Here is a 26,295-nt window from a genome sequence, read left to right as displayed (position 1 = left end):
ATCCCCGTCTATGACCCCCGCTGACCAGGGCGCGCCCGCGTCGAACGACGACAGCTACGGCGCCAGCGCGATCCAGGTGCTCGAGGGCCTCGAGGCCGTGCGCAAGCGCCCCGGCATGTACATCGGCTCGACCGGCCCCCGCGGACTCCACCACCTCGTGCAGGAGATCGTCGACAACAGCGTCGACGAGGCCCTCGCCGGCTACTGCGACGTCATCGACGTCACGATCCTCGCCGACGGCGGCGTGCGGGTCGTCGACGACGGCCGCGGCATCCCCGTCGACATCCACCCGGTCGAGAAGAAGTCGACCGTCGAGGTCGTGCTCACGATCCTGCACGCCGGCGGCAAGTTCGGCGGCGGCGGCTACGCCGTCTCGGGCGGTCTGCACGGCGTCGGCAGCTCGGTCGTCAACGCGCTGTCGACGCGCCTCGAGGTCGAGGTGCACCGCCAGGGCAGCATCTGGACCCAGAGCTACCAGAACGGCGTCCCGGATGCGCCGCTCGCGCAGGGCGAGAGCATCCCCGAGAGCGACACCGGCACCACGATCACCTTCTGGCCGAACGACGAGATCTTCGAGACCGTCGTCTTCGACTACGAGACGCTGCGCACGCGGTTCCAGCAGATGGCGTTCCTCAACAAGGGGCTGCGCATCACGCTGACCGACGAGCGCGAGGAGTCGCGCATCCCCGACCCCTCGGCGAAGGAAGAAGATGAGGCGGATGCTCCGCTGATCGCCCGGCACGACGACTTCCTCTACGAGCAGGGCCTCGTCGACTACGTCGAGTACCTCAACTCCGCCAAGAAGTCGGAGGTCATCCACCCCGAGATCATCGCCTTCCAGCAGGAGGACACCGAGCGCAAGATGGCGCTCGAGATCGCGATGCAGTGGACGACCGCCTACAGCGAGAGCGTGCACACCTACGCCAACGTGATCAACACGCACGAGGGCGGCACGCACGAAGAGGGCTTCCGCGCCGCGCTGACCACGCTGGTCAACCGCTACGCCCGCGAGAAGAACCTGCTGCGCGAGAAGGACGACAACCTCTCGGGCGACGACGTGCGCGAGGGTCTCACGGCCGTCATCTCGATCAAGCTCAGCGAGCCGCAGTTCGAGGGCCAGACCAAGACGAAGCTCGGCAACACCGAAGCCAAGTCGTTCGTGCAGCGCGTGGTCGGCGACCAGCTCGCTGACTGGTTCGAGCGCAACCCGAACCAGGCGCGCGACGTCATCCGCAAGTCGATCCAGGCCGCTACCGCGCGCATCGCCGCGCGCAAGGCGCGCGAGCAGACCCGCCGCAAGGGACTGCTCGAGGGCGGCGGCATGCCCGGCAAGCTCAGCGACTGCTCGAGCAAGGATCCGTCGCGCAGCGAGATCTTCCTCGTCGAGGGCGACTCGGCCGGCGGCTCGGCGAAGACCGGCCGCAACCCCGAGACCCAGGCGATCCTGCCGCTGCGCGGCAAGATCCTCAACGTCGAGAAGGCGCGCCTCGACCGCGCCCTGTCGAACGCCGAGATCCAGGCGATGATCACCGCCTTCGGCACCGGCATCGGCGAGGACTTCGACGGCGAGAAGGCGCGGTACCACAAGATCGTGCTCATGGCCGATGCCGACGTCGACGGTCAGCACATCACGACGCTGCTGCTCACGCTGCTGTTCCGCTACATGCGGCCGCTGATCGAGATGGGCTACGTCTACCTGGCGATGCCCCCGCTCTACCGCATCAAGTGGACCAACCACGACGACGACTACGTCTACTCCGACCGCGAGCGCGATGCCGTGATCAAGGACGGCCTGGCCGCCGGTCAGCGCCTGCCCAAGGAGAACGGCGTTCAGCGCTACAAGGGTCTCGGCGAGATGAACCACCAGGAGCTGTGGGACACGACGATGAACCCCGACACCCGCACCCTGCAGCAGGTCACCCTCGACGACGCGGCCATCGCCGACGGCGTCTTCGCCACCCTCATGGGCGACGACGTGGATGCCCGCCGCACCTTCATCCAGCAGAACGCCAAGGACGTGCGCTTCCTCGACATCTGATCGAGAGCGCCAGGGATAACCGCATATGACTGACGAGACCACCACCACCGAGGGCGGCGGCGACCGGATCCAGCAGGTCGACCTGCAGCTCGAGATGCAGCGGTCGTACCTCGACTACGCGATGAGCGTCATCATCGGCCGCGCGCTGCCGCGCGTCGAAGACGGCCTCAAGCCGGTGCACCGCCGCGTGATCTACACGATGTTCGACGGCGGCTACCGCCCCGACCGCGCGTTCTCCAAGTGCACCCGCATCATCGGCGACGTCATGGGGCAGTTCCACCCCCACGGCGACTCGTCGGTCTACGACGCGCTCGTACGACTCGTGCAGCCGTGGTCGCTGCGCTACCCGCTCGCGCTCGGACAGGGCAACTTCGGCTCGCCGGGCAACGACGGCGCGGCGGCCCACCGCTACACCGAGACCAAGATGGCGCTCATCGCGATGGAGATGGTGCGCGACATCGAGGAAGACACCGTCGACTTCCAGGACAACTACGACGGGCGCACCCAGGAGCCCGTCGTGCTGCCGGCGCGCTTCCCAAACCTGCTCGTCAACGGATCGGTCGGCATCGCGGTCGGCATGGCCACGAACATCCCGCCGCACAACCTGCGCGAGGTCTCCGAGGGCGCGCTCTGGGCGCTCGAGCACCCCGACGCGTCGCGCGAGGAGCTGCAGGAGGCGCTGCTGCAGCGCATCAAGGGCCCCGACTTCCCGACCGGCGCGCAGATCCTCGGCGTCAAGGGCATCCAGGATGCGTACCGCACCGGCCGCGGCTCGATCACGATGCGCGCCGTCGTCGACGTCGAGGAGCTGCAGGGCCGCACCGCCCTCGTCGTCACCGAGCTGCCGTACCAGGTCAACCCCGACAACCTCGCGGTCAAGATCGCCGACCTCGTCAAGGAGGGCAAGCTCGCAGGGATCGCCGACATCCGCGACGAGACCTCGGGCCGCACCGGCCAGCGCCTCGTGCTGATCCTGAAGCGGGATGCGGTCGCCCGCGTCGTGCTCAACAACCTGTACAAGCACACGCAGCTGCAGGAGAACTTCGGCGCGAACATGCTGGCCATCGTCGACGGCGTGCCGCGCACCCTGTCGATCGACCAGTTCATCACCCACTGGATCGGCCATCAGGTCGACGTGATCGTGCGCCGCACCCGGTACCGCCTCAACGAGGCCGAGGCGCGGGCGCACATCCTGCGCGGCTACCTCAAGGCCCTGGATGCGCTCGACGAGGTCATCGCCCTCATCCGCCGTTCGCCCACGGTCGACGAGGCCCGCCAGGGACTCATGAAGCTGCTCGACGTCGACGAGCTGCAGGCGAACGCGATCCTCGAGCTGCAGCTGCGCCGCCTCGCCGCGCTCGAGCGTCAGAAGATCAACGACGAGCACGACAAGCTCGAGGCGCTCATCCTCGAGTACAAGGCGATCATCGCCTCTCCCGAGCGTCAGCGCGAGGTCATCTCCGAGGAGCTGACCGAGATCGTGCGCAAGTACGGCGACGACCGGCGCACGAACATCCTGCTCGGCTTCGACGGCGACATGAGCGTCGAAGACCTCATCCCCGAAGAGGAGATGGTGGTCACCGTCACCCGCGGCGGGTACGTCAAGCGCACCCGCAGCGACAGCTACCGCTCGCAGCACCGTGGCGGCCGCGGCGTCAAGGGCGCCCAGCTGCGCGCCGACGATGTAGTCGAGCACTTCTTCGTCACCACGACGCACCACTGGCTGCTGTTCTTCACGACCACGGGTCGCGTCTACCGCGCCAAGGGCTACGAGCTGATGGAGGCCGGCCGCGACGCGAAGGGCCAGCACATCGCGAACCTGCTCGCGCTGCAGCCCGACGAGCAGATCGCGCAGATCCTCGACATCCCCGACTACGAGGCAGCGCAGTACCTGACCCTCGCGACCCGACGCGGACTCGTGAAGAAGACGGCGCTCTCGGAGTACGACACCAACCGCACCGGCGGCATCATCGCGATCAACCTGCGCGAAGGCGACGAGCTCGTCTCCGCGATGCTGGTCGATGAGGACGACGACATCCTGCTGGTGTCGCGCGAGGGTCAGTCGCTGCGCTTCGTCGCGACGGATGCGGCGCTGCGCCCCATGGGCCGCAGCACCTCCGGCGTGAAGGGCATGGACTTCCGCGACGACGACGAGCTGCTCGCCGCGTCGGTCGCGCCCCACGACGGCTATGTCTTCGTGGTCACCGAGGGCGGCTTCGCGAAGCGCACCGCGGTCGACCAGTACCGCGTTCAGGGACGCGGCGGACTGGGCATCAAGGTGGCCAAGCTGAACGATGATCGGGGCTCGCTCGCGGGCGCTCTGATCGTCTCCGAGGACGACGAAGTGCTCGCCGTTCTGTCCAGCGGCAAGGTGATAAGGTCTGCCGTGGCCGAGGTCAGGGCGACCGGTCGCGACTCGATGGGCGTCACTTTCGCCAAGTTCGCGGCCAGCGACAAGATCATCGCCGTGGCCAAGAACAGCGAACGGAACCTGGACTCCCAGGAGCCGGACGAGCCGGAGACCACCCCCGACCCGGCCGACGACGAGAAGGACGGATCCGCCGAATGACGAGCGTCGCCGAGAAGCTTCAGCGCAAGTCCCCCCGCTCGGGCTCGAGCAAGCAGGTGCGCCTGAAGCTGGTCTACATCGACTTCTGGTCGGTAGTGAAGCTGTCGTTCCTCGTCATGCTGTGCCTCGGCATCGTGCTCGTCGTCGCGTCGTTCCTGATCTGGATCGTGCTGAACTCGACCGGCGTCTTCGGCAAGGTCGACGACCTCATGCGCGACGTGCTGAGCGACAACAGCTTCAGTGTGACCGACACCTTCGGCGCCGGCCAGGTCGTGCTGTTCGCCCTCGTGGTCGCGATCCTCAACACGGTCGTCGGTACCGCACTCGGCGCCATCGGCGCGCTGCTCTACAACCTCAGCGTGCGCTTCACCGGCGGCCTGCTCGTCGGCTTCACCAACAACTGATCGGTGCCGGCGACGGCCGCGTCGCGCGGGCTGTCGTCGCGCGCATCCCGATTCGTCGGAACCGGGATGCGTGGGGTACTGTTCTATTCGGCCCGCGCGGGATTCCCGCGATCACGTGCCACTCGGGGCTATAGCTCAGGCGGTTAGAGCGCTTCGCTGATAACGAAGAGGTCCGAGGTTCAAGTCCTCGTAGCCCCACTCGCATGAAGTCCCTCTCGGGGGGCTTTTCGCGTTTCCGGCGGTAGTGTCGCTACCGCGCGGGGCCTTAGCTCAATTGGTAGAGCGCCTGCTTTGCAAGCAGGAGGTCGCGGGTTCGATTCCCGCAGGCTCCACTTCTCTCTCGCTCTCTGCCTCCGCGCTGGTCTCACCGCTTCGCCGCAGCGTCTCCGCCGGCACCGCCGCACGCCACGGGTCGTCGGCTGGCTCTGTCGTGCTGCGGCCCGACGACCTGCCGCAGCAGTGAGCGTTCGTCGACACGCGTAGGGTCGGCTCATGAGTTCATCGGGGGAGCGCATCGAACCGCCGCTGTGGCTGCCGTACTACCGGGCTCCGCTGGTGCCCGCGGTCCGCCGCATCTTCCTGAAGTACGCCGACTTCTCGGGACGCGCCGGCCGTGCGGAGTTCTGGTGGTGGACGCTCGTGTCGATCGTGATCGGCGTCGCCCTGCAGGTCGGCAGCGGTCTGCTCGCCGGGGAGTGGAACGTCGCCGGGGTCGATCCCGGTGGCTTCGTCATCCCCGCGGTCGGCAGCGGAACCGAGCCGCTCACCGTGCCCGACGTCACGACACTCGACGGCGCGGGATGGATCGCCTGGGGCTTCGCGGTGCTGCGCTTCGTGTTCGGGATCGGCACGCTCATCCCGGGTCTCGCCGTGACCTGGCGGTGCCTGCACGACATCGACCGCTCGGGCGCCTGGTACTTCATCGGCTTCGTGCCGATCGTCGGCGCGATCGTGTCACTCGTGTTCCTGCTGACCGCGGCGCGGCCCGGGGGCCAGCGTTTCGATCGCCCGCCGGTCGGGGAGATGCCCGGCTAAGGGAGCGATTCGACCGCGGCCTTCGACCGGCGATGTCAAGCGTGGTTGGGAGACCCAACCATAGAAGTGTTTTTCAGAAGTTTTGCAGAACCCTTCACGTGACAGGGTGTGCAAAACTAGGCGCAATACTTCCGTTGATCGTGTGGGTGAGACCGAAACCATGGACGAACTGATCGCCGCGCTCGACTCCATCGAGCGTGGCCTCGCCGGAGGAGACGATGTCGAGTCCTCGACCATCGAGTTCAAGACCGACAGTCGATCAATGGTCGACACCCTCAACAACGTCGCGGACGCTGTCTCGTGTTTCGCCAATGCTCTCGGCGGCGTCGTGGTCGTTGGCGTCGATGACAAGACCACAGGCGCGACAGCCTTCACCGGCACGGACTTGGATGCAGAGAAGACGAGGCTTCGCATCTACGAGATCACGGATCCTCCCCTACTCGTCGATGCAGAGGTCATCGAACGCGCGGAGCGACGCCTCCTTGTGCTTCAGGTGCCAAACAGCACTCAAGTCCACCGGGTCCATAAGAAAGTCCCAACGGAGCGCGTCGACAAGCACTGCATGCCGATGACGGCGGATCGCATCGCGGCCGTCGTCGCCCAGAAGACTGGGCAGGATTGGAGCGCCAATTCAAGCGGCGTCCCCGCGGCTAGCGTCGATTCTCTAGCCATGGACGTTGCGCGCGGCATGCTCCGCAGATCAACGAACGAAGGCAGGCGACGTCTCGCCGAAGTCGCGGACATTGATGTGCTTCGCGCACTCGGAGTGGTCGTCGACGATCAAAGACTGACAAACGGTGGAGCGCTGCTCTTCACCAACTCTGATCCGAACCGGGTCCTCCTGTCATATACACACCGACGAACTCCGACGGGGCAGCTCACCGCTAACGAACTACTGACGGGACCTCTTGTCGTTGCCGTCGAGCGAACATTCGATCTCATTGATGCGCGACTTGACACCACCCCCGTTTCTATTGGACGGGGACAGCAACTCCATGTGGCCGATCTTCCGGAGCCGGCCATCCGCGAGGCAGTCATCAACGGACTCATGCATCGCGAATACTTCAGTGCCCAACGCACGACTATCGAGCACACGATGACGCAGTTGAGGGTGAGTTCACCGGGCGGTTTCGTGCCCGGCGTGAGTATCGACAACGTGCTCACCACATCGTCGAGAACAAGAAATACCAACCTCGCGAGTGCGATGAGGATGCTTGGCTTGGCGGAAACGGCTGGCTCCGGCGTGGACAAGATGTACGCCGAGATGGCGCGAGTCGGCCATCAGCCGCCCACATACGCAGCCGATGCGGCCGGTGTGCAGGTGACCCTCCTGGGCGGGGCGCCGAATACTGCCTTGGCGAAGTATGTCGCGACCCTGCCACCTGCGGAGGCGGCGGATGCGGACACGATGGTCATCCTGCTCCACCTGCTCACGACGAGGTTGGTGGATGCAGAAGCACTGACGCCCATTCTGCAGAAGGCAACTAGCGAAGAGGCACAGTCGGTACTGACAAGACTGAGCCAAGACAATCTGAAGCTGCTCGAACCAACTCGCGAGACGTTGAGACGGTCACAACCGAAATATCGACTCCGTGAGGAAGCGCTAACCGCGCTGGGAGCGGCGGTCACATACCGGCGACGAACTACGGATCAATTGGACCGGAAGGTGATTGATCTCGTTCGCGAGACCGATTCAATCAACGGCCGCATGGTTCGAATTCTCCTCGATCTCGACACCATTGGCGCATCCAGACTCCTGGCAGATCTTGTTGAGCGCGGAATCCTCGTCAAGACCTCGGAAGCTACCCGTGGTCCCGGAGTGACATACGGGCGAGGCGGAGCATTCCCGCGAAACGCGAGGTCTGGCGCCAAGCGGCCCAAGCCGCCTCGCGAGGGTCGGACTCAACTTGACGGGATCGATTGATCTACTCGCCGAGCACCGCCGTCTGACGCTCAGAGCTCCGCGGCCAGGGCGCGGATGATGTCGGCCGCGGAGGCCTCGCGGGCGGCCCGCCAGCCGGTGCCGGCCCAGAGGTGCAGGCGCTCGGCGTCGCCGGCTCGGCCCGCGGCCCGACGCAGGGCGCGGGTCAGGTGATGCACGGCGGGATAGGCGACGAGGGCATCCGGCTCGTGGCGGTCGACGAAGTCGTTGCGCAGGGCGCGGGCGGGGCGTCCGGTGAACGCGCGGGTGATCGCGGTGTCGGTGAAGCGCGGGTCGGCGAGGGCGTTCCGGTGCGTGGATGAGGTGCCGGCCTCGGCGGCGCGCAGCAGCAGGGTGCCGACCGCGACGGCTTCGGCGCCCGCATCCCTCAGCTCGCGCACGGCGGCGGGTCCGTCGACGCCGCCGGCGGCGATCAGCGGCAGGTCGACGACCGCGGCGACCGCGCGCACGACTTCGACCGTGGATGCCGGGTCGGGGATGCGATGGGCGTCGAAGGTCGCGCTGTGGCCGCCGGCGTCGGGACCCTGAACGATGAGTCCATCGACTCCGGCATCGCGGGCCGCGAGTGCTTCGGCGGGGGTCGTCACGGTCGCGAGCACGCGCGTTCCCGCCTCGCGCAGGGCGGCGATGTCGGCGGGAAGCGGGAGAGCGAAGGTGAGCGAGACCACGGGCACCGGATGCGCGAGCAGGAGCGCGAGCTTCGCATCCCAGCCGTCGTCATCGGCCACCGGATGCGGATCGAGCTCGACCCCGAGCGCCTCGGCGTCATCGGCGAGCGTCGCGGCATAAGCGGCGAACGCGGCCTCGTCGACGTGCGCCGAGCCGGGCACGAACAGATTCACGCCGAAGGGATGACCGCTCGCGCGCAGCTCTTCGATCTCCGCCTGCAGCGCATCCACGCTCTTGTACCCGCCGGCGAGAAAGGGGAACGCTCCCGCCTCGGCGACGGCGCGGGCCAGCGCGACCGTGGTCGGGCCGCCGGCCATCGGCGCCGCGACGATCGGCAGCGGGCTGTCGAGCAGCGGTGAACGTGACACAACTGGCCCGGATCAGACGTAGCGCAGCGGGCCCGCGAGCTGGGTGATGAGCTGCACGTGGGTGAGCAGATCGCCCTTCTCGAGGTGGTCGGGCGACTCGGGACCACCGAGGGCGAGCAGCGGCACGAACATGAAGCACTCGGAGTAGGCCGGGCGTCCGAGGGCGGCGACCGCGGCGGGGAACGGCGACCAGAGCCAGTCCTCGGCGAGGGCCTCGGGGTCGGTGAGGTCGCCGATGACGAAGTCGTAGTTCGTGCCGAAGGGGTCGACGCGGCCGTAGCGGTAGAGCAGCACGCGGCTCTTCTGCTGCGCCTCATCCCAGACCACGATGTCGGCGAGGGCCGTCGCGAACAGCGGGATCAGGCCGGGGGCCGGCAGCGCATCCCCGAGCCGCTCGATCGTGAGGTCGGGGTCGATGACCTTGAGCCAGCCGCCCACGCCGTCGCCGTAGCCCTGCGACTGCCAGACGGCGAGCACCGGGTCGGGGATGCGACCGCGGTAGCGCTCGATCGTGGCGGCGGGCACCGGGCCGGCGGGGACGAAGTCGGGGATCTGAGCCATCGCGTTCAGTTCTATCGGGTGCGGGTGGGGGGATACGCGTCGGCGACGCCGGCAGACCTCACGGCAGCAGGCTCACGTTCATCCGGATCGCCTTGCGCTCCGCCTCGCTGAGCCCCTCGGCGAAGGTGCGGATGTGGTCGTCGAGCACGCCGATGCGGGTGCGCCACTGCGAGCCGATCGAGGAGTTGATGTTGCGATCGCCCATGTCGGTGATGCGGTCGGCGAAGCCGCCCGCGATCTGGTCGGGGTTGTGCAGCGCCGCCTGGGTCGTCATCCACTCCTCGGCCTGCGCCTTCGCCTCGGCACGGCTGAGTCCGCCGACTCGCAGCTCCTCGGTCTTCGCGATGAGGGCTTCCTTGCGGGCGGCCTCCTGCGCGATGTCGCCGGCGGGATCGCGACCGCCGCGGGCGAGGTAGCCGTCGCGGTTGGTGAGGAAGTCGTGGATGCTCAGCTCGTTCATCCCGGCCTGCTGACCGGCCAGCTGGCGCTCGAACTCGATCTGGTCGTGGCCCTTGCCGAGCTTGAACTGCACGTCGAAGTGCGGGGCGCGGCGCACGGTCTCGGATCCGGTGTCGGCGACCAGCCGCTTGACCGGGGCGGCCGTCGCGGAGCTGTGCAGCATCCCGCTCAGCAGGTCGCTCGCGCGCGATCCGAGCTTCTGCATCGACTGCAGCAGCGGGCGCAGGCTCTTCATCGACTCGAGCAGGCGCGTGATCGTGCGGCCGACGCGCGTGGCGAGCGCCGAGACGCGGGCGGTGATCTGACCGATCACGGCCGGGGCGGCGGTGCCGACGGTGACGACGAGCTCGGTCGCGGCCGACACGGCCATGCCGACGACCTGCGAGATCGCGTCGCGCACCAGGTCGTGCACGATGCGCACCAGCTGGGATGCGATGTCGAGCCCGGTGGCGACGGCGCCCGCCCAGTTGCCCATGCTGTGCACCTGCTGCGCGAGGTCGTCGGCGTACCTGCGGTACGCGTCGATCGTCGCGCCCGACAGCGACTGCAGGTCGCCGAGGCCGTTCTGCAGGGTCTGGCCGGTGGTGCGCATCCGGGTCGCGACGTTGGTCCAGGTCTGGCCGAAGGCGGCGACCTCGTCGGCGTTGCCGGTGAGCTGGTTCAGCCACGTCTTGAGCGGCTCGAAGTGGTCGAGCAGCCAGCCGAGGCCGTTGGCGACGAGCGTGCCGATCGGGTCGGCGAGGGCGGCGGCCGTGTCGAGCGCGGTGGAGAACGCGGCGAGACCGCCCGAGACCCAGGAGCCCGAGCTGATCGCACTCGCCAGGTCCTCGCCGTCTTGCAGCAGGTAGGCGCCCGAGAACGGCGAGGTCGTGTCGACGACGGGGGCGACGAGCGTGTTCGACATGGCGCGCGCCTCAGTCCAGCGGCCGCTGCAGCGTGCGCAGCGCCTCGGCGATGTCGGACTCGACGGTCTCCCAATCGGAGACGGCGCCGCGCAGCTCCTCGCCCGTGCGGGTCAGCAGCGACTCGCTCTCGCGGATGGCGGCGGCGGTCGCGGTGGTGACGGGCTGGATGACCGGGACGAGGAAGGCGCACATGACGCCGAAGGCGCCGCCGCCGATGTTCACCGAGCCCGCGGCGCTCGCCGCCTCGGCGACGTCGCCCGCGAGGGCTTCCACCTTCCCGGCCTGCGCGCGCAGCACATCCGGGTCGATCGCGATCTGCTCGCTCATGACGCCGGCTCGCTCATCGGGGTCCGCCCTCGGTCCAGCCGCGGGCGCGGGCGGCGCGGGCCGCATCCTCGGCCTCGGCATCCGCCTGCATCTTCGCCGCGATCGGGTCGTCGGCGCCGAGAAGCCGCTCGGTCTCCTGCTGCGTCGCGGCGCGGGCGGATGCGGTGGCCTTGTCGACCAGGGCCAGAACCTCGGCCGAGACCTGACGCCCGCCGCGCTCGAATGCCGCATCGTCGATCTCGAGCCGGGTCAGGCGACCCGCCGCATCCACTTCGACCAGGAGGTCGCGGCGCTCGCCGCGGGCGGTCGCGCGCACGGCGTCGACGGCGGCCTGCAGCCGGGGCAGGGCTTCGGCGCGACGCTGCACCCGTTCGATGTCGTCGGCGATCCGGGCGATGACGTCGTCCGGCTCTTCGAGCATGTGTCGACGCTATCCACGCGGCTCGCGCCCTGTAAAGAGCGGTCGCCTGCCGTTCACCCGCGCGGGGCGGATTTCCGATCGATCCTCTAACATCGCCGGTGGTGCCGGATGCCGGGAGGGCGTGCGTCCGGATCCGATCCGAGCCGACCGGAGACCGGAGCAGGAGGACCCGTGGCCCGACGCGCGATCGCGGCGCCGCCGATGCTGCCCGGCTTCAGCGTGGTGCGTCCGCTCGGCTCGGGCGGCTTCGCCGACGTCTTCCTCTATGAGCAGGATCTGCCGCGCCGCGTGGTGGCGGTCAAGGTGCTCAGCTCCGATACCGTCTCGCCGGCCGTGCTGCGCGCCTTCAACGCCGAGGCCGACATCCTGGCGCGGCTGAGCACGCATCCCTCGATCGTCACGATCCACCTCGCGAGCATCGCCGCCGACGGCCGCCCCTACTTCGTCATGGAGTACTGCCCCGACACGCTCGGAGCCCGCGCCCGGCGCGGCCCGCTGCCGATCGCCGAGGCGCTGGATGCCGGGGTGCGCATCGGCGGAGCGCTCGAGAGCGCGCACCGGGCGGGTCTGCTGCACCGCGACATCAAGCCCTCGAACCTGCTGGTGTCGAGCCTCGGCGCTCCCGTGCTCGCGGACTTCGGCATCGCCGCCGCCCTGACGATCTCGGGCGACACGAGCCTGGCGATGTCGGTGCCGTGGTCGGCGCCCGAGGTGCTGCAGGAGCAGACCACCGGCACCGTGCCGAGCGAGGTGTGGAGCCTCGCCGCCACGATCTACACGCTGCTCGCCGGGCGCAGCCCCTTCGAGGTCGAGCGGCGCGAGCTCAACACCCGCGACCAGATCACCCGGCGCGTGATCGCCGCGAAGTACGTGCCCACCGGGCGCGCGGATGTTCCGCCGCGACTCGAGCAGGCCCTCGCCACGGCGATGTCGAAGAGCCCCGAGCGCCGTTACGCGACGGCCCACGCGCTCGCCGAGGAGCTGCGCTGGGTGCAGTACGAGCTCGGCCTGCCGCCGACGACGCTCGAGGTCGCGGCGCCGGAGTGGGCTCGCGCGGGCGGCACGATCGACCTGGCCGACGAGCGTCACCGCGGCGAGGTGGTCACGGTCGTGAAACCCGACTCCCGCAGCGCGGCGCGCGAGCGGGCCCGGCTCGAGGCGGCCGAGGTCGATCGCGACGGCCTCGTGATCCGCGACCGGCGCCGCGGCCGCAACGTGGCGCCCGCGCTCATCGGCGCCGGCGTCGCGGTGGTCGTGCTCGTCGGGATGGCCGTCGTCCTGAGAGCGATCGGGGTGCTGTGAGCCGACCCGCCGCATCCCCTCGCCGCCGCCGCGCCCGCACCGTCGTGGCGGCGGTCGTCGCGAGCGTCGCGACGGCGGCGGTCGTCGGCACCTCGATCGTCGTCGCGCAGGGCTATGACGCGCAGCGGGTCGACGCGCTCGAGACGGGCGTGTGGGTCTATCGCGACGCCGGCCAGTACGCCCGCGTCGACACCGACCTCGACCAGATCGACACGGTGCGGGATGCGGAGGATCCGCGCGGTGTGCTGCAGAGCGGTGCGTCGACGGTCGTGCTGACGGATGCGCTGCGCAAGCGCTGGGCCATCGACCCGAGCGACCCGCCGACGCTGGTCGCGGCGGACGCGGATGCCGACACGGCGGCGGACGGCGCGGATGCGGGCTCCGGGGCCGACGGCGACGGGTCCGGGTCCGGGGACGGCGCATCCGACACCGCCTCGACGGGCGGCGGCTCGGGGTCGACCGACGCGACCGTCAGCGGGCAGAGCACGCCCGCCGGAACCCGCGAGGTCGTGGGCGCGGGCGCGTGGAGCGCGTATCTGACCGAGTCGGGCAAGATCTTTCTCTCGCGCATCGACGCGAGCGGCGCGGCCGCCGATCCGGCGCAGATCGACCCGCTGGTCGCGAGCGCCGGCGGGAACGGCGGTAACGGCGGCAGCGGCGATGACGACGGCGACGCCGGCACGGGCGCCGGTCCGACCACGGCCGACGCCTACGTCGCCTCGGCGATCGCCCTCGCCGACGACGGGACGCTGACCTCCTACTCGGCGAGCGAGGGCGCGATCCGCCGCTACGACGCGAGCAGCGCATCCTGGTCGGGCGCGCAGAAGGTGCCGAGCGCACCGGGCGCCGACGCCGAGGTCGAGCTGACGGTCGCGGGCGGGCACTGGGCGCTGGCGGAGGCGGAGCGCGACCGGGTCTGGATCGACGGCGCCCGCGCGCCCGTGTCGGTGCAGCTCGGCAGCGACCTCGTCGCGGGGCAGGGGTCGTCGAGCGCGCCGGGGAGCGGCGGAGACAGCGCCTGGTTCGCCGACGGCGACGGGCTCGTGGAGGTGGATCTCGGCGACGGCACCGCGCGCCGCGTCGGACAGGGCGGCGGCACTCCCGCCGCCCCGACCGTGGTCGACGGCGTCGTGTACGCGGCCTGGATCGCGCAGTCGGGCGGACGCATCTGGTCGACCGACGGACTCGACCAGCGCATCCCGGTTCCCGATGGCGCCCTCGCCCAGACGCGCTCCATCGCCCCGCTCATCGCCAGCAACGGCCGCCGCGCGGTGCTCGCCGAGACGAGCACGGGTCTGCTCTGGAGCCTGCCCGGTGGAACCGTCATCCCGCTGTCGCAGTGGACCGTCGACCGCGACCGCACGACCCAGCAGGCCGGCACGGTCGAGGTGCCCGACGTGGCCGAGGAGGAGCCGCCGGTCGCCGAGGCCGACGCGTTCGGCGTGCGCGCCGGCCAGCACGTGCTGCTACCGGTGCTGCTCAACGACCACGACCCGAACCGCCGCGATGTGCTCACCGTGGATGCCGCGTCGGTCGGAGCGCTCAGCGATCCCGGCTTCGGCAGCCTGTCGCTCACGGCCGACGACCAGCAGCTCGTGGTCGACGTGCGCGCGCGCTCGGGCTCGGCGACGTTCAGCTACGCGGCCTCCGACGGCCAGCAGTCGTCGCCGCCGGCGACCGTGACGCTGCGCATCGTGCCCGACGACGAGAACACGGCGCCCCAGTGGTGCGGCGTGAGCGGCTGCCTGCAGGAGTGGCCGAGCGTCGCGATCGACCCCGGGGCCACGACGGCCGTGTCGGTGCTCGACGGCTGGGTCGATCCCGACGGTGACCCGATGGTGCTCAGCGCGGCCCGCGCCGACGACCCCGACAGCAAGCTCGTGGTCGTGCCGACCGCCGACGGGCGCGTCGCGATCCGGCACGTCGACCCGAACGCATCGCCCGGCACCGAGACCGTGACCGTCACGGTGACGGATGCGCAGGGCGCCAGCAGCACCCGCCAGCTCACCGTGAGCGTGGCCGGCGGCAGCGCCCTCGTGGCCGAGTCGTTCGCCGCGATCGGGCGGGTCGGCGAGCCGATCGCGATCGACGTGGACTCGCACGTGCGCGGCGGCTCGGGCTCGTACCGGCTGGTGGATGCGGTGGCCGCCGACGCGCAGCAGGACGGCGTCGCGGTCGTGCCGAACGCCGCATCCGGCGAGGTCGTGGTCACGGCGACGCGGGCCGGGCAGTTCGCCCTGAGCTACACCGTCAAGGATGCGAGCACCGACGCCGAGCAGACGGCGCAGCTGCGCGTGAGCGTGCTCGACGGCGCCGGCACGATCGGCGTGCCCCCGCTGACCGCGTTCGTGCGGCCCCAGCAGGACACGACGCTCGACCTGCTCGCCTCCGTGCAGAACACGACCGGCCGCGTGCTGTCGATCTCGTCGGCGACCACCACCGATCCGAACCTGACGGTGAGCGTCATCGGCGGAGCGCAGCTGCGTGTCAGCGGCACGACCGACAACCAGCAGCCGGGGCGCGTCGGCACGGCGCAGGTGACCGTGACCGACGGCGCCGGCACGACCGCGACCGGTCAGGTGGCCGTCTTCCTGACCGGCGCAACGACCGGCGCCGCCCCCATCGCGATCCCGGATGCGGTGACGGTGCGCGCGGGCGGACTCGTCGACATCCCGGTCACCGACAACGACATCGCGCCGCGCGGCGAGCAGCTGGAGCTGAGCCCGCAGGTCGACGGCTCGGGCACGAAGGGCGAGCTCGTGTTCGCCTCGGGACAGCAGCTGCGCTACCTGGCGCCGGCGAAGGCGGGCACCTCCACGGTGCGCTATTCGGTGTCGCTCGCGGGCGACCCGAAGCGCACCGCGACCGCCGCGGTCGTCGTCACGGTCATCGCCGCGGGAACGAATCACAACCCGGAGCCCGCCGGGCTGAGCGCGCGCACCCTCGCCGGCCAGAGCGTCACGATCCCGGTCGACCGGTCGGGCGCCGATCCCGACGGCGACGCGACCGTGCTGACCCAGGTCGAGCAGCCGAAGGCGGGGCAGGGCACCGCCTCCGTCTCGGCCGACGGGCTGTCGATCCGCTACACCGCGCCCGGCGACGGCGTCGACGGCGGGCAGGTGTCGTTCGGCTACACCCTCAGCGACGGTCAGGGCGGAACCGGCTCGGCGCTCGTGCGCGTCGCGGTGCCCGAGGGGCGCGTCGCCGACGTCGCGCCCGTGACCTACGCGGATGCGGTGAGGGCCGTGCGCGGATCCTCCGCCGCGCTCAGCGTGCTGCCGCTCGGCAACGACAGCGATCCCGCCGGCGGCGCGCTCGAGCTCGTGTCGCTCGTGCCCGATGCGCCGGCCGGATCCGCGGACGGCGAGTACGACCGGCTGTCGGGCCTGATCGACGACGACACCGACCTGGCCAAGGGCCTCGTCAAGCTGCGCGCCGGCGACGTCGAGGGCGTGCACGCCTACATCTACACGGCGCGGTCGAAGCTGACCTCGAGCACGACCGAGGGCCTCATCGTCGTCACGGTCGCGCCCAGCGCCACCGCCGTGCCGCCGGTGGTCGCCGACACGGTCGTCACCCTGGCGAACCGCGGCGAGCTCGCGACCGGGATCGACGTGGTCACCGGCAAGACCGAGTGGTCGAGCGGCGAGCTCGACGCGCTCGAGCTCACGGTGTGGGGCGACCAGGCCGCGCGCTACACGGTCGACGGCTGGCGCATCTCCGGCCCCGACGTCGCCGCCGGAGCGCTCGTGCCCTTCCGCCTCGCCGGCACCGACGCGAACGGCGCCGACGTCGAGGGCTACGGCGTGCTGCGCATCCCGGCGCTCGACGACATGCGCGTGCAGCTGAAGGCCGACGCGAAGCCCGTCGGGGTGGGCGAGGAGGAGTCGGTCACGGCCGCGCTCGCCGGCCTGCTCGACCTGGGTGCCGGCGACCGGCTCGAGCAGAAGGGCGGCGACTATGCGGCCCAGCGCTCCGCCGCCGAGTGCCGCGCGTCCGGCTCGGGCGACATCGTCTACGCCGCCGGCCGCGAGGCGCCGTGGACCGACAGCTGCACCGCCCTCGTGCGCGTCGCCGGGCAGCAGAGCTGGACGGCCGTGCCGATCCCGGTGGAGATCACGTCGAAGGCTCCGCGCGCCATCCTCGATCCGTTGAGCCGCACGATCGTGCCCGGCTCGACCCAGACGATCGACCTCTACGAGCAGATCACGCGCTGGGAGGGCGGTCGCGTCGGCGACCAGTCGAAGCTCGACTACCGCATCTCGTACTCGGGCTCGGGCTTCGAGACCTCGCTTGCCGGGCGGGTGCTGACCGTCACGGCGAAGGCGGGGGCGCATCCCGGATCCCGCGACAGCGTGCAGGTCTCGGTGACCGGATTCGGCGGGCTGACCTCGGCGATCACGCTCGTCGTCGGCATCGCCCCGGTGGATGCGCCGCGCCCGGTCACCTTCGCCAAGAGCTGCTCGGTCGCCTCGGGCCCCAGCTGCACGATCCCGGTCGTCGGCATCGGCGGCGAGTACGACCCCTTCGCCGGCAAGTCGGGCGCCGGCCTCAAGCTCGTCGGCATCGGCCAGACGAACTGCGCCTCGGCCTCGATCAGCACCGACGGCACGACCGGCATCACCGCGACCTGGCCGCGCACCGCGAAGCCCGCCGGCGGCAGCTGCATCGTGCCCTACACGGTGGCGGATGCGCAGGGCCGGATGGGCGGCGCGAACCTCACGATCGACGTGCAGGGGTACCCGGCGGCACCCGCCTCGCTGACCACCGCCTCCTACTCGGGCGACTCGACCACCCTGCTGATCGACCTCGGCCTGGCGGCCACCGCGCATCCCGGCGTCAGCGGCATCGCGATCTACGAGAACGGCCAGCGCGTCCCGGCGAGCTGCCGGCCCGGATCGGCCGGCACCTGGGTGTGCGTGGTCAGCGGATTGCAGAACGGCCAGCGGCACTGGTACACGGCGCGCGCCGTGAACGGCGTCGGGGAGTCGGTCGACACGAGCTCGGTCGAGAGCTGGGCCTACCAGTCGCCCGCGATCACCACGGCGACCGCCGAGACGGTCTATGTGCAGGGGCGCACGAACCGCGGCACCGGCTTCGCCGACCTCACGATCGAGGCCGGCGGCGACGCGGAGTCGTTCCGCGTGCGCGTCGACAACGGCAGCGAGCGCACCCTCCGGGCGAACGGCGGCCGCGCCTCCGACCGTCTCGAGACCAGCCCCGGCAGCCATTACGTGTCGATCACCCCCGTGAGCCGCTACGAGCCGCCGATGGGCGGCGACGGATCGGGCCAGACCACGAGCATCCAGGTCACCGTCGCCGGCGCCCCGGTCGCGCGCAACGACGGTGTGCTGCGGCCGAACAGCAACACCGCCGCCACCTACGACGGCGTCGTGATCGACCGCAACTCGAGCCCGAACGAGGTCACCACGCTCTATGCGATCTGGCGACGCGACGGGGGCACCGAGCCGAGCTGCACCATGGGACCCGACGGCAAGCCGGTCATGCCGGGCGGCCAGGCGAGCAACGCCTTCACCGGACTCGAGGAGAGCAAGAACTACCGCGCCAAGGCCTGCGGCGCGAACGGCTTCGGCGTCGCCGAGACCATGGCGGCGGCCTTCGTCTGGACCTCGACGAACGCCCCCGATGCGACCAGCTACACGGTGCAGGTCAACCCCGCCTACACGAACTCGGGCACCTACCGCACGCAGGCCGACTACGGCGTCGGCGCCCTGCCGACCGCGCCGAGCAACGGCACCTACACCGCGTTCTACCGCTACGACGGCGCCTTCAACCGCACCGACTTCCAGCTCGACTACGACAAGGCGCCCAACGCCCCGGCCGTGAAGTACTGCGTGCTGCAGGACGTCGGATGCTCGACCGCGACGCCCATCACGGCGAACACCGCGCCGACCGTCGCGCGGGTCTCGGTGGATGCCGGCTGCATCAGCGACCCCGCCGCGGGCGACGTGGTTGCGACCGCCGCGGTGCGCGGCAACTACAGCGTCGCGATCCTCATCCGGCCCGCCGACGGACTCATCACCTACACGGTGACCTTCACCGGCGCCTACTCCTCGCTCAAGCCCGCGGCGCTGACCCGGTGCTACACGCCGCCCGTCACGACGCCGCCGACCGACCCGCCCACCGACCCGCCGACCGACCCCGACCCGGGGAACGGCGGATGACCGACAGGAACCGCATGACCATCACCCCCGAGCAGACCGCCTGGTTCTCGGAGTCGTTCGGGCAGCTGGCCGACAACGTCGAGCAGGCCGTGCTCGGCAAGCGGCACGTCGTCGAGCTCGTCGTCGCCACGCTGCTGAGCGAGGGGCACGTGCTGCTCGAGGACGTCCCCGGCACGGGCAAGACGGCGCTCGCGCGGGCGCTGGCGCAGACGATCCGCGGCACGTCGACGCGCATCCAGTTCACCCCCGATCTGCTGCCCGGCGACGTGACCGGCATCACGGTCTACGACCAGAAGCGCGCCGAGTTCGAGTTCCACGCCGGGCCCGTGTTCGCGAACGTGGTGCTGGCCGACGAGATCAACCGCGCCTCGCCCAAGACGCAGTCGGCGCTGCTCGAGGTCATGGAGGAGGGGCAGGTCACGGTCGACGGCGTCACCCGCGCGGTCGGCGTGCCGTTCGTCGTGCTCGCCACCCAGAACCCGGTCGAGCAGGCCGGCACCTACCGCCTGCCCGAGGCCCAGCTCGACCGCTTCATGATCAAGACGTCGATCGGATACCCCGACGACGCGTCGACGTTGCGCATCCTGCAGAACGCGCAGCAGCCGCGCCGGGATGTCACCGGCATCATCGACACGACCACCCTCGCGACCATGATCGAGCTGGTCGGCAGCGCCTACTCGAGCCCGCTCGTGCACGACTACGTGATGCGGCTGGTCGGCGCGACCCGGCGGGCCAAGGAGGTGCGCCTGGGCGCGAGTGTGCGCGGCGCCCTCGCGCTGGCCCGCATGGCCGCCACCTGGGCCGTCGCCCACGGCCGGTCGTACGTGACGCCCGACGACGTGCGCGATCTCGCGCTGCCCGTGCTCTCGCACCGCCTCGTGCTGCAGCCCGACGCCGAGTTCGACGGCGTGACCGCCGACGCCGTCATCAGCCAGATCCTGCTCGACGTGCCGGCGCCGGTCGAGAACGGCGCCGCCTGAGCCGATGGCACGACCCGAGCGCGAGAGCCCCGACGCCGACGGGCCCGGCGTCGAGCGCACCTTCACCGTCACCAGCACGGCGACCCGCGCATCCACCGTCACCCGCGTCACCAGCACGCGCTCGACCGCGGTGCAGCGCGGGCGGCGGCGGATGCGACGGGTCGCCCTGGCCGTCGGGTCGCGCACGCGCGCGACGGCGCGCTGGCTCGGCGAGACCGTCTCGGCGGCGGGCTGGCTCGTCGTCGGCACGATCGTGCTCGGCGCCGCGGCCGGGCTCGCGTTCGGCTGGACGCTCGGCTGGATCGCGGCCGCCGCCGCCCTCGTGCTGCTCGTGCTGTGCATCCCGTTCCTGCTCGCCGGGCACGAGTACCGCGCCCGGCTCGAGCTCGGCCGCGACCGCGTCGTCGCCGGCACGGCCGTCGAGGCCGACCTGCGGGTCGCGAACGTCGGCCGCCGGCTCGCGCTGCCCGGCGTCGTCGACGTGCCGATCGGCGACGGCCTCGTCGAGGCGCAGGTGCCGCTGCTGCTTCCCGGCGCGCACCACGACGACCGGCTCACGATCGCGGCGCGTCGCCGCGGCGTGATCGACGTCGGCCCGCTCTCGGTCACGCGCGGCGACCCGATCGGCATCCTGCGCCGCACCGTGCAGTGGCCCGAGGTGCAGACGCTGCACGTGCATCCCGTCACCGCCGCGATCCCGGCGACGAGCGCGGGCATCATCCGCGACCTCGAGGGCATGCCGACGACCGACATCGTGTCGTCGGACCTCGCGTTCCACGCGATCCGCGAGTACCTGCCGGGCGACTCGCAGCGCAACGTGCACTGGAAGTCGACCGCCAAGACCGGCCGGCTCATGGTCAAGCAGTTCGAGGAGACCCGCAACGCGCGCATCGCGATCGTGACCGGCGTCGACGAGCAGCGCGAATACGCCTCGGAGGACGAGTTCGAGCTCGCGATCAGCGTCGCCGCGTCGCTCGGCGTGCAGGCGCTGCGCGACGGTCGCGACCTGGTCGTCACCACGAGCGCCGGCGAGAACGACTCCCGCGCCGACCTGCGGGGCGCGTCGGTCGCGCTGCGCGAGCTGTCGACCCGCAGCCCGCAGACGATGCTCGACGGCTTCGCCGAGGTCGACGGGGGCGAGCACGCGAGCCCTCTCGAGGATGTCGCCCGCCTCACCGCGCAGCGCCACCAGCTGCTGTCGGTCGTGTTCCTCGTGACCGGCTCGCGACTGCCGCTCGAGCAGCTGCGCGCGGCCGCGCATCCCTTCGGCGACGACGCCCAGCCGGTGATCGTGCGCTGCGAGGAGCACGCCGAGCCGGCGCTGCGGCGGGCGGGCCGGATGCGCGTCATCACGGTGGGAGCGCTCGGCGACCTCGGGCAGCTCATCGCGCGGGGAGCGCTCGCGTGAGCGGGGTCGCGGAGCACGGCCCGCGCCGTCGCCGTCGCCGCGCCGAGTCGCGGGCCGACCTGCTGCAGCGCGCGGTCGCGATCGTGTTCGTGCTCGCCGGGCTCGCCGTGGCGACGGCGCTGGCCTGGCCGATCTTCGCCACGCCCCGCCTGCTGTGGATCGCCGGCGTCGCGGGGGTCGTGGGGGCGGGCATCCCGCTGCTCGTGACGGCCCGACGCTGGTCGTGGTTCGCCGGCGTCGGCCTGGTCGCGCTCGCCTTTGCGGTGCTGGTCGTGCCGCTCGCCGTGCCCTCGGGGCTCGCGTCGCCGTCGGCGGCGCTGAGCGCGCTGCGCGACGGCGTCGCGGGCGTCGTGCTCGGCTGGAAGCAGCTGCTGACGCTCGAGACGCCGCTCGGCGAATACCAGGCGGTGCTCGTCCCGTTCCTGCTCGTGGCCCTGGTCGGCACGGCGACGGCGACCGCGCTCGCGATCTCGCCCGGCGCCCGTGCCGTCGCGGCCGTGCCGGTCGTGCTGCTCATGGCGCTGTTCGGCATCGCCTTCGGCGACACCGCGGGCGGCGCCGGCATCGAGCTGCTCGGCACCCGCGTCGGCGCGGTGCGCGAGATGCTGCTGGGCCTCGTCGCGCTGGCGCTCGCCCTCGCGTGGCTCGTCGTGCGGGCGCGTCTGACCCGCCGCGCGGCACTGAGTCGGGCCCGGGTGGATGCGGGCGTCGTCGGCCGCACCCGGTCGCCGATCGGGGCGCTCGTGCGCCGTCGGCTGCTCGTCGTCGCCCTGCTCGTGGTCGCCCTGGTCGGCGGCGTCGCCGCGACGCCGGCGCTGTCGGGGGTGACGCCGCGCTCCACGCTGCGCACGGGCGCCGAGCCGCAGCTCGTGCTGCGCGACCAGAGCACGCCGCTCGCGCAGTACCGCGGATCCTTCACGGCCGACGCCTTCGACGAACCGCTGTTCACCGTGTCGGGCGCGGGTGCCGCCGGCGGCGCGACCGACCGCATCCGCCTCGCCGTGCTCGACGACTGGAACGGCGACGAGTTCCGGGTCGGCGACGAGCGGCGCTTCACCCGCCTGCCCGGCGGAACCCCCGCCGCGGGCGCCGTGCCGGTCACGATCACGATCGAGCGGGGCCTGTCGGGGGTGTGGATGCCGCTGCCCGACGGCGTGCAGTCGGCGCCGTCGTTCTCGGGCCCGCGCGCGACCGCCCTCGCCGACGGGTTCTACCTCGACCGCGACAGCGGGGCCGGCATCGAGATCGCGGGGAGCGACGCGGGCGGCTCGGGCTCGGCGGCGGCGGGTCGCGGCCTGCGCGCCGGCGACGCCTACACGGTCGAGGTGGCGCCCGCGCCCGCCGCCGAGCTGGGCGACCCGGGCCGATCGAGCCTCATCGACACCGCGAGCTACCCGCAGCTCACCACCTGGCTGAAGGCGCAGAAGCAGCCGCGCAGCGCCGCCGGCTACCTCGAGCTCGTCAACCGGCTGCGCGTGCGCGGCTACCTGACGCACGCCCTCGACGACGACGCGGCCGCCGAGAAGTGGATCGCGGCGCTGAGCGAGCAGGGGTCCTACAGCTTCCAGCCCGCCTACGCCGGGCACTCCGCATCCCGCGTCGAGGCCCTGTTCAAGCAGCTCGTCGACCAGCAGGACAGCGTGGGCGAGACCGCCGACTCGCGACTGCTCGTGGCGGCGCTCGGCGACGACGAGCAGTTCGCGACGGCCGCCGCGCTGCTGGCCCGCGCCCTCGGCTACGAGTCGCGAGTCGTCGTCGGCGCGCGCCTGCAGCCGATCGAGGGCAGCGGCGTCGGCGCCTGCGACGACGCCTGCCAGGGCGCCGACCTCGCCGCCTGGGTCGAGGTGCGCTCGCCCGGCGCCGCCGACTGGACCGTCGTCGACGCCGAGCCGCAGTTCAGTCAGCTGCCCACCGTCGTGACGACCGGGCGTCAGCTGCCGCAGAACGCGACCGTGCCCGAGCAGCCGCAGGTCGACTCGGTGCGTCCGCCGACCGATCAGCACGACGAGAGCCGCAGCTCGCCGCCGCGCCGCGACGACGCGGGCGGCGTGCTCGGCGCGCTGCTGCCGGTGCTGCGCGTCGTCGGCCTCGGGCTCGCGGCCGTGCTGCTCGTGCTGCTCGCCCCGCTCGTGCTGCTCGTCGCGAAGCGCGTGCGCCGTCGGGGGCGTCGCCGCGCCGCCGTGCCCGAGGTCGCCGTCGTCGGCGCCTGGGCCGAGCTGGTGGATGCCTGGGCCGACGGGGGAGTGGACGCCGGGCCGGGCACCCGCCGCGACCAGGCCGAGCGGATCGACTCGCCCGCCGCATCCCGTCTCGCCGTGCTCGCCGACCATGCCGTGTTCGCCGAGCATCCGCCCACCGGGCAGTCGGTCGCCGAGGCGTGGCGGCTCGTCGACGCCGAGCTCGACCGGCGCACCCGCACCCTCCGCTGGCGTCACCGGCTGCGCGCCGCCGTGACCCCGGTGTCGTTCCTGCGCGCGCTGAACGGCAGGATGAACGCATGACCTCGTCGGATGGAACGGGCGCGGCCGTCGCGAGCCTCGTCGTCTCGCTGCTCGGACTGCTCATCGGCCTCGGCCTCTACGTGTGGCTCGCCCTCGCGCTCTCGAAGCTGTTCCCGCGCTTCGGCTCGGAGGGCTGGCGCGGCTGGGTGCCCGTGCTGAACGAGGCCGAGATCCTGCACATCGGCGGGTACTCGCGGCTGCTCGCGCTGCTCGTCCTCGTGCCCGGCGGCAGCGTCGTCGTCGTGATCTTCCGGGTGCTGTCGGCGATCAAGATGGGCCGCCGCCTCGGCAAGCCGGACTGGCTCGTGGTGCTCGCCGTCGTGCTGCCGCCGCTGTGGGCGACCCTGCTCGGGTCGGGGGATGCGCGGCCCGCCGCCCCCGGCAGCGTCGCCGTGCCGATCCCGGTGCCCGGGCAGGGCGGGGGCGGGATCTACGGGCAGCCAGGCGCTGGTTCGGCCGCTGCTTCGGGCGGTGCTCCGGCTGGCGCCTCGGCTACCGGACAGTCGATCCCCGGCCAGCCGATCCCGGGTCAGCCGATCAGCGGTCAGCCCGGGCCGGCGCAGCCTGCCGGGTCGACCGGCGGATACGCGATCACACCGCCGCCCGGGTTCGTCCCGGCGCCCCCGGGGGCTGCGGCAGGCGCGAACGCGTCTGCCGCACCGGCCGCGGCTCCCGCGGCACCCGCCGATCACTCGGCCTACCAGCAGCCGCCGGCGCCGGCGACTCCGCCCGCGACCGCCGCGCCTGCAGCGCCTGCCGTGCCGCCGCCCGCCGCGCCGAACCCGTGGTCGCAGCCGCCGGTCGTCTCGACCCCCGCGGCACCCGCCGCATCCGCGACGCCCTTGGCACCCGGAGCCACCCCGTCGCTCATCGGCGCCCCGACCTCGGCGGCGTCCGGCGTGCCGGGCGAGGACGTCGGCGAGACCGTCGTCGTCGACGCGTCGGCCGCGGCCCGCTGGGAGCTCGCGCTCGACCACGGACCGACCTACCAGCTCATCGGAACCACGATCGTGCTGGGACGCAAGCCCGAGGGCAGCGACCCGAGCATCCACTACCTGGCGGTGCGGGATGCGACGCGCACGCTCTCGAAGGTGCACGCCCGCCTCGAGCGCGACGGCGAGTCGTGGCGCGTGCGCGATCTGGGCTCGACCAACGGCGTGCGCGTGATCGACGCCGACGGCAGCGAGCATCCGGTCGTGCCCGACGACGGCGTGGAGCTCGCCGGACGCGACTTCGTGCTCGGACGGGTCACGATGCGCATCGAGCGCCTCGGCGGGCCGGCCGTGCCGGAGGAGCCGCGCGACGAGTCCGAGTGGCCGACCGGAGAGCGCGCGTGAGCGCCCGGCTCGACCAGGTCGACCTCGTCGTCGCGGGCCTGACCGACGTCGGACTGCGACGAACCGCGAACGAGGATGCGGCGCTCGCCGAGCGCCCCGTGTTCCTGGTGGCCGACGGCATGGGCGGCTACGAGGCCGGCGACCGGGCGAGCGCGGCGGTCGTCGCGGCGTTCCGCGCCGAGCTGGTCGGCCGCGGGGCGATCGACGCGTCGTGGGTCGGCCGCGCGCTGCGTCGCGCTGAGCACGACGTCGCCGAGATCGCCGCCACCACGAGCCGCGGAGCCGGCAGCACGGTCACCGGCGTGGTGCTGCTCGAGCACGAGGGCGAGCCGCACTGGCTGATCGTCAACGTCGGCGACTCGCGCGTCTACCGGCTGTTCGGCGCCGAGCTCGAGCAGCTGACCGTCGACCACTCGCTCGCCCAGGCGCTCGTCGACCAGGGGTCGCTGTCGGGCGAGGAGCGCCGGGAGTTCGCGCACCGCAACGTGATCACGCGGGCGATCGGCGCCCCGGATGCGCGCGCCGACACCTGGCTCATGCCCGTGACGACCGGCGAGCGCCTGCTGGTCTGCTCCGACGGCCTGCACGGCGAGCTCGACGACGAGCAGCTGCGCGCGATGCTGACGATGGCCGGGCGGCCCGAGTCGGCGGCGGCGGCGCTCGTGGATGCGGCGAAGCGCGCCGGCGGACGCGACAACATCACCGTGCTGGTCGTCGACGTGCGCGCCGGCGGCGCGGCCAGCACGTCGGACCGCACCGACTCGGTCGAGCTCTCGGCGAGCGCGACGATCCCGATCTGATGGCGGGGCGCTGATGGCGGGGAAGGATCCGGTGTCGGATCCGGCGTCGGATTCGGGCACGGATTCCGGGCGTGATCTGACCGG

At 71.7% G+C, this 26,295-nt stretch carries 17 protein-coding genes and 2 tRNA genes; 14 read left to right on the top strand and 5 right to left on the bottom strand.

The genetic code is table 11. The features are described from left to right. Positions 1-10: 10 nt before the first annotated feature. The 7 genes from gyrB (at position 11) to FJ658_RS02145 (ending at position 7,970) form a co-directional block, all read left to right on the top strand. The gene (gene gyrB, locus FJ658_RS02175) at positions 11-2,038 is read left to right on the top strand and encodes a DNA topoisomerase (ATP-hydrolyzing) subunit B (protein WP_141143746.1); all 2,028 of its coding nucleotides are present in this window, start codon (positions 11-13) and stop codon (positions 2,036-2,038) included. A 25-nt stretch (positions 2,039-2,063) separates the two neighbouring features. Continuing rightward, entirely contained in the window at positions 2,064-4,607 is a 2,544-nt protein-coding gene (gene gyrA / locus FJ658_RS02170; RefSeq protein ID WP_141143745.1) for a DNA gyrase subunit A, read from the top strand. After that, on the top strand, positions 4,604-5,011 hold the full coding sequence (locus FJ658_RS02165; protein ID WP_141143744.1) for a DUF3566 domain-containing protein: 408 nt from the start codon (positions 4,604-4,606) through the stop codon (positions 5,009-5,011). Before gyrA ends, FJ658_RS02165 begins: the two co-directional genes overlap by 4 nt. Before the next feature lie 124 nt (positions 5,012-5,135). Then, positions 5,136-5,209, top strand: a tRNA-Ile gene (locus FJ658_RS02160). A 61-nt stretch (positions 5,210-5,270) separates the two neighbouring features. Continuing rightward, positions 5,271-5,343 (top strand) — tRNA-Ala (locus tag FJ658_RS02155). A 160-nt stretch (positions 5,344-5,503) separates the two neighbouring features. Next, positions 5,504-6,046 carry a DUF805 domain-containing protein gene (locus FJ658_RS02150; RefSeq protein WP_141143743.1) on the top strand — a complete coding sequence of 181 codons (543 nt, stop codon included), beginning with the start codon at positions 5,504-5,506 and terminating at the stop codon, positions 6,044-6,046. A gap of 160 nt (positions 6,047-6,206) precedes the next feature. Continuing rightward, a complete protein-coding gene (locus tag FJ658_RS02145; protein ID WP_141143742.1) occupies positions 6,207-7,970 on the top strand; it encodes an ATP-binding protein in 1,764 nt (587 codons plus the stop codon). 29 nt (positions 7,971-7,999) lie between these two features. On the opposite strand, the gene FJ658_RS02140 is transcribed toward FJ658_RS02145, so the two are convergent. Genes FJ658_RS02140 through FJ658_RS02120 form a run of 5 tightly spaced genes read right to left on the bottom strand, consistent with a single transcriptional unit; the run spans position 8,000 to position 11,698 of the window. Next, the gene (locus FJ658_RS02140) at positions 8,000-9,025 is read right to left on the bottom strand and encodes a nitronate monooxygenase family protein (protein ID WP_141143741.1); all 1,026 of its coding nucleotides are present in this window, start codon (positions 9,023-9,025) and stop codon (positions 8,000-8,002) included. 12 nt (positions 9,026-9,037) lie between these two features. Beyond that, positions 9,038-9,586: a T6SS immunity protein Tdi1 domain-containing protein gene (locus tag FJ658_RS02135; protein ID WP_141143740.1), complete on the bottom strand. Its 549-nt coding sequence runs from the start codon at positions 9,584-9,586 to the stop codon at positions 9,038-9,040. Positions 9,587-9,644: 58 nt separating this feature from the next. Beyond that, positions 9,645-10,949: a polymorphic toxin type 15 domain-containing protein gene (locus tag FJ658_RS16615; RefSeq protein ID WP_219995690.1), complete on the bottom strand. Its 1,305-nt coding sequence runs from the start codon at positions 10,947-10,949 to the stop codon at positions 9,645-9,647. A 10-nt stretch (positions 10,950-10,959) separates the two neighbouring features. Beyond that, the gene (locus tag FJ658_RS02125; protein WP_181408294.1) at positions 10,960-11,277 is read right to left on the bottom strand and encodes a type VII secretion target; all 318 of its coding nucleotides are present in this window, start codon (positions 11,275-11,277) and stop codon (positions 10,960-10,962) included. A 13-nt stretch (positions 11,278-11,290) separates the two neighbouring features. Further along, positions 11,291-11,698 carry a YbaB/EbfC family nucleoid-associated protein gene (locus tag FJ658_RS02120; RefSeq protein WP_141143738.1) on the bottom strand — a complete coding sequence of 136 codons (408 nt, stop codon included), beginning with the start codon at positions 11,696-11,698 and terminating at the stop codon, positions 11,291-11,293. A gap of 171 nt (positions 11,699-11,869) precedes the next feature. On the opposite strand from FJ658_RS02120, the gene FJ658_RS02115 reads away from it, so the two are divergent. Genes FJ658_RS02115 through FJ658_RS02085 form a run of 7 tightly spaced genes read left to right on the top strand, consistent with a single transcriptional unit; the run spans position 11,870 to position 26,211 of the window. After that, positions 11,870-13,000, top strand: coding sequence for a serine/threonine-protein kinase (locus tag FJ658_RS02115; RefSeq protein WP_255447508.1), 1,131 nt, complete (start codon positions 11,870-11,872; stop codon positions 12,998-13,000). After that, on the top strand, positions 12,997-19,185 hold the full coding sequence (locus FJ658_RS02110) for an Ig-like domain-containing protein (RefSeq protein WP_141143736.1): 6,189 nt from the start codon (positions 12,997-12,999) through the stop codon (positions 19,183-19,185). The genes FJ658_RS02115 and FJ658_RS02110 overlap by 4 nt, the downstream gene beginning before the upstream one ends. A gap of 14 nt (positions 19,186-19,199) precedes the next feature. After that, positions 19,200-20,165 carry a MoxR family ATPase gene (locus tag FJ658_RS02105; protein ID WP_141143982.1) on the top strand — a complete coding sequence of 322 codons (966 nt, stop codon included), beginning with the start codon at positions 19,200-19,202 and terminating at the stop codon, positions 20,163-20,165. A gap of 4 nt (positions 20,166-20,169) precedes the next feature. Continuing rightward, positions 20,170-21,573: a DUF58 domain-containing protein gene (locus tag FJ658_RS02100; RefSeq protein ID WP_141143735.1), complete on the top strand. Its 1,404-nt coding sequence runs from the start codon at positions 20,170-20,172 to the stop codon at positions 21,571-21,573. Further along, complete coding sequence (locus tag FJ658_RS02095; RefSeq protein WP_141143734.1) at positions 21,570-24,074, top strand: transglutaminase domain-containing protein; 2,505 nt, start codon at positions 21,570-21,572, stop codon at positions 24,072-24,074. The genes FJ658_RS02100 and FJ658_RS02095 overlap by 4 nt, the downstream gene beginning before the upstream one ends. Further along, entirely contained in the window at positions 24,071-25,411 is a 1,341-nt protein-coding gene (locus FJ658_RS15980; protein WP_181408293.1) for a DUF5684 domain-containing protein, read from the top strand. Before FJ658_RS02095 ends, FJ658_RS15980 begins: the two co-directional genes overlap by 4 nt. Next, entirely contained in the window at positions 25,408-26,211 is an 804-nt protein-coding gene (locus FJ658_RS02085) for a PP2C family serine/threonine-protein phosphatase (protein ID WP_141143732.1), read from the top strand. Before FJ658_RS15980 ends, FJ658_RS02085 begins: the two co-directional genes overlap by 4 nt. The last annotated feature ends 84 nt before the right edge of the window (positions 26,212-26,295 follow it).

It is taken from the genome of Schumannella sp. 10F1B-5-1 (genome assembly GCF_006517535.1).
Classification (GTDB): domain Bacteria; phylum Actinomycetota; class Actinomycetes; order Actinomycetales; family Microbacteriaceae; genus Schumannella.
The sequence above is the reverse complement of the archived record's forward strand: the minus strand, read 5'-3'. Positions and strand labels throughout refer to the sequence as shown.

What these genes read in the sequence shown, in the direction of transcription:
- gyrB (WP_141143746.1), top strand. Translation starts at nt 11, where the DNA reads ATGACCCCCGCTGACCAGGGCGCGCCCGCGTCGAACGACGACAGCTAC.
- gyrA (WP_141143745.1), top strand. Translation starts at nt 2,064, where the DNA reads ATGACTGACGAGACCACCACCACCGAGGGCGGCGGCGACCGGATCCAG.
- FJ658_RS02165 (WP_141143744.1), top strand. Translation starts at nt 4,604, where the DNA reads ATGACGAGCGTCGCCGAGAAGCTTCAGCGCAAGTCCCCCCGCTCGGGC.
- FJ658_RS02150 (WP_141143743.1), top strand. Translation starts at nt 5,504, where the DNA reads ATGAGTTCATCGGGGGAGCGCATCGAACCGCCGCTGTGGCTGCCGTAC.
- FJ658_RS02145 (WP_141143742.1), top strand. Translation starts at nt 6,207, where the DNA reads ATGGACGAACTGATCGCCGCGCTCGACTCCATCGAGCGTGGCCTCGCC.
- FJ658_RS02135 (WP_141143740.1), bottom strand. Translation starts at nt 9,586, where the DNA reads ATGGCTCAGATCCCCGACTTCGTCCCCGCCGGCCCGGTGCCCGCCGCC.
- FJ658_RS16615 (WP_219995690.1), bottom strand. Translation starts at nt 10,949, where the DNA reads ATGTCGAACACGCTCGTCGCCCCCGTCGTCGACACGACCTCGCCGTTC.
- FJ658_RS02125 (WP_181408294.1), bottom strand. Translation starts at nt 11,277, where the DNA reads ATGAGCGAGCAGATCGCGATCGACCCGGATGTGCTGCGCGCGCAGGCC.
- FJ658_RS02120 (WP_141143738.1), bottom strand. Translation starts at nt 11,698, where the DNA reads ATGCTCGAAGAGCCGGACGACGTCATCGCCCGGATCGCCGACGACATC.
- FJ658_RS02105 (WP_141143982.1), top strand. Translation starts at nt 19,200, where the DNA reads ATGACCATCACCCCCGAGCAGACCGCCTGGTTCTCGGAGTCGTTCGGG.
- FJ658_RS02100 (WP_141143735.1), top strand. Translation starts at nt 20,170, where the DNA reads ATGGCACGACCCGAGCGCGAGAGCCCCGACGCCGACGGGCCCGGCGTC.
- FJ658_RS15980 (WP_181408293.1), top strand. Translation starts at nt 24,071, where the DNA reads ATGACCTCGTCGGATGGAACGGGCGCGGCCGTCGCGAGCCTCGTCGTC.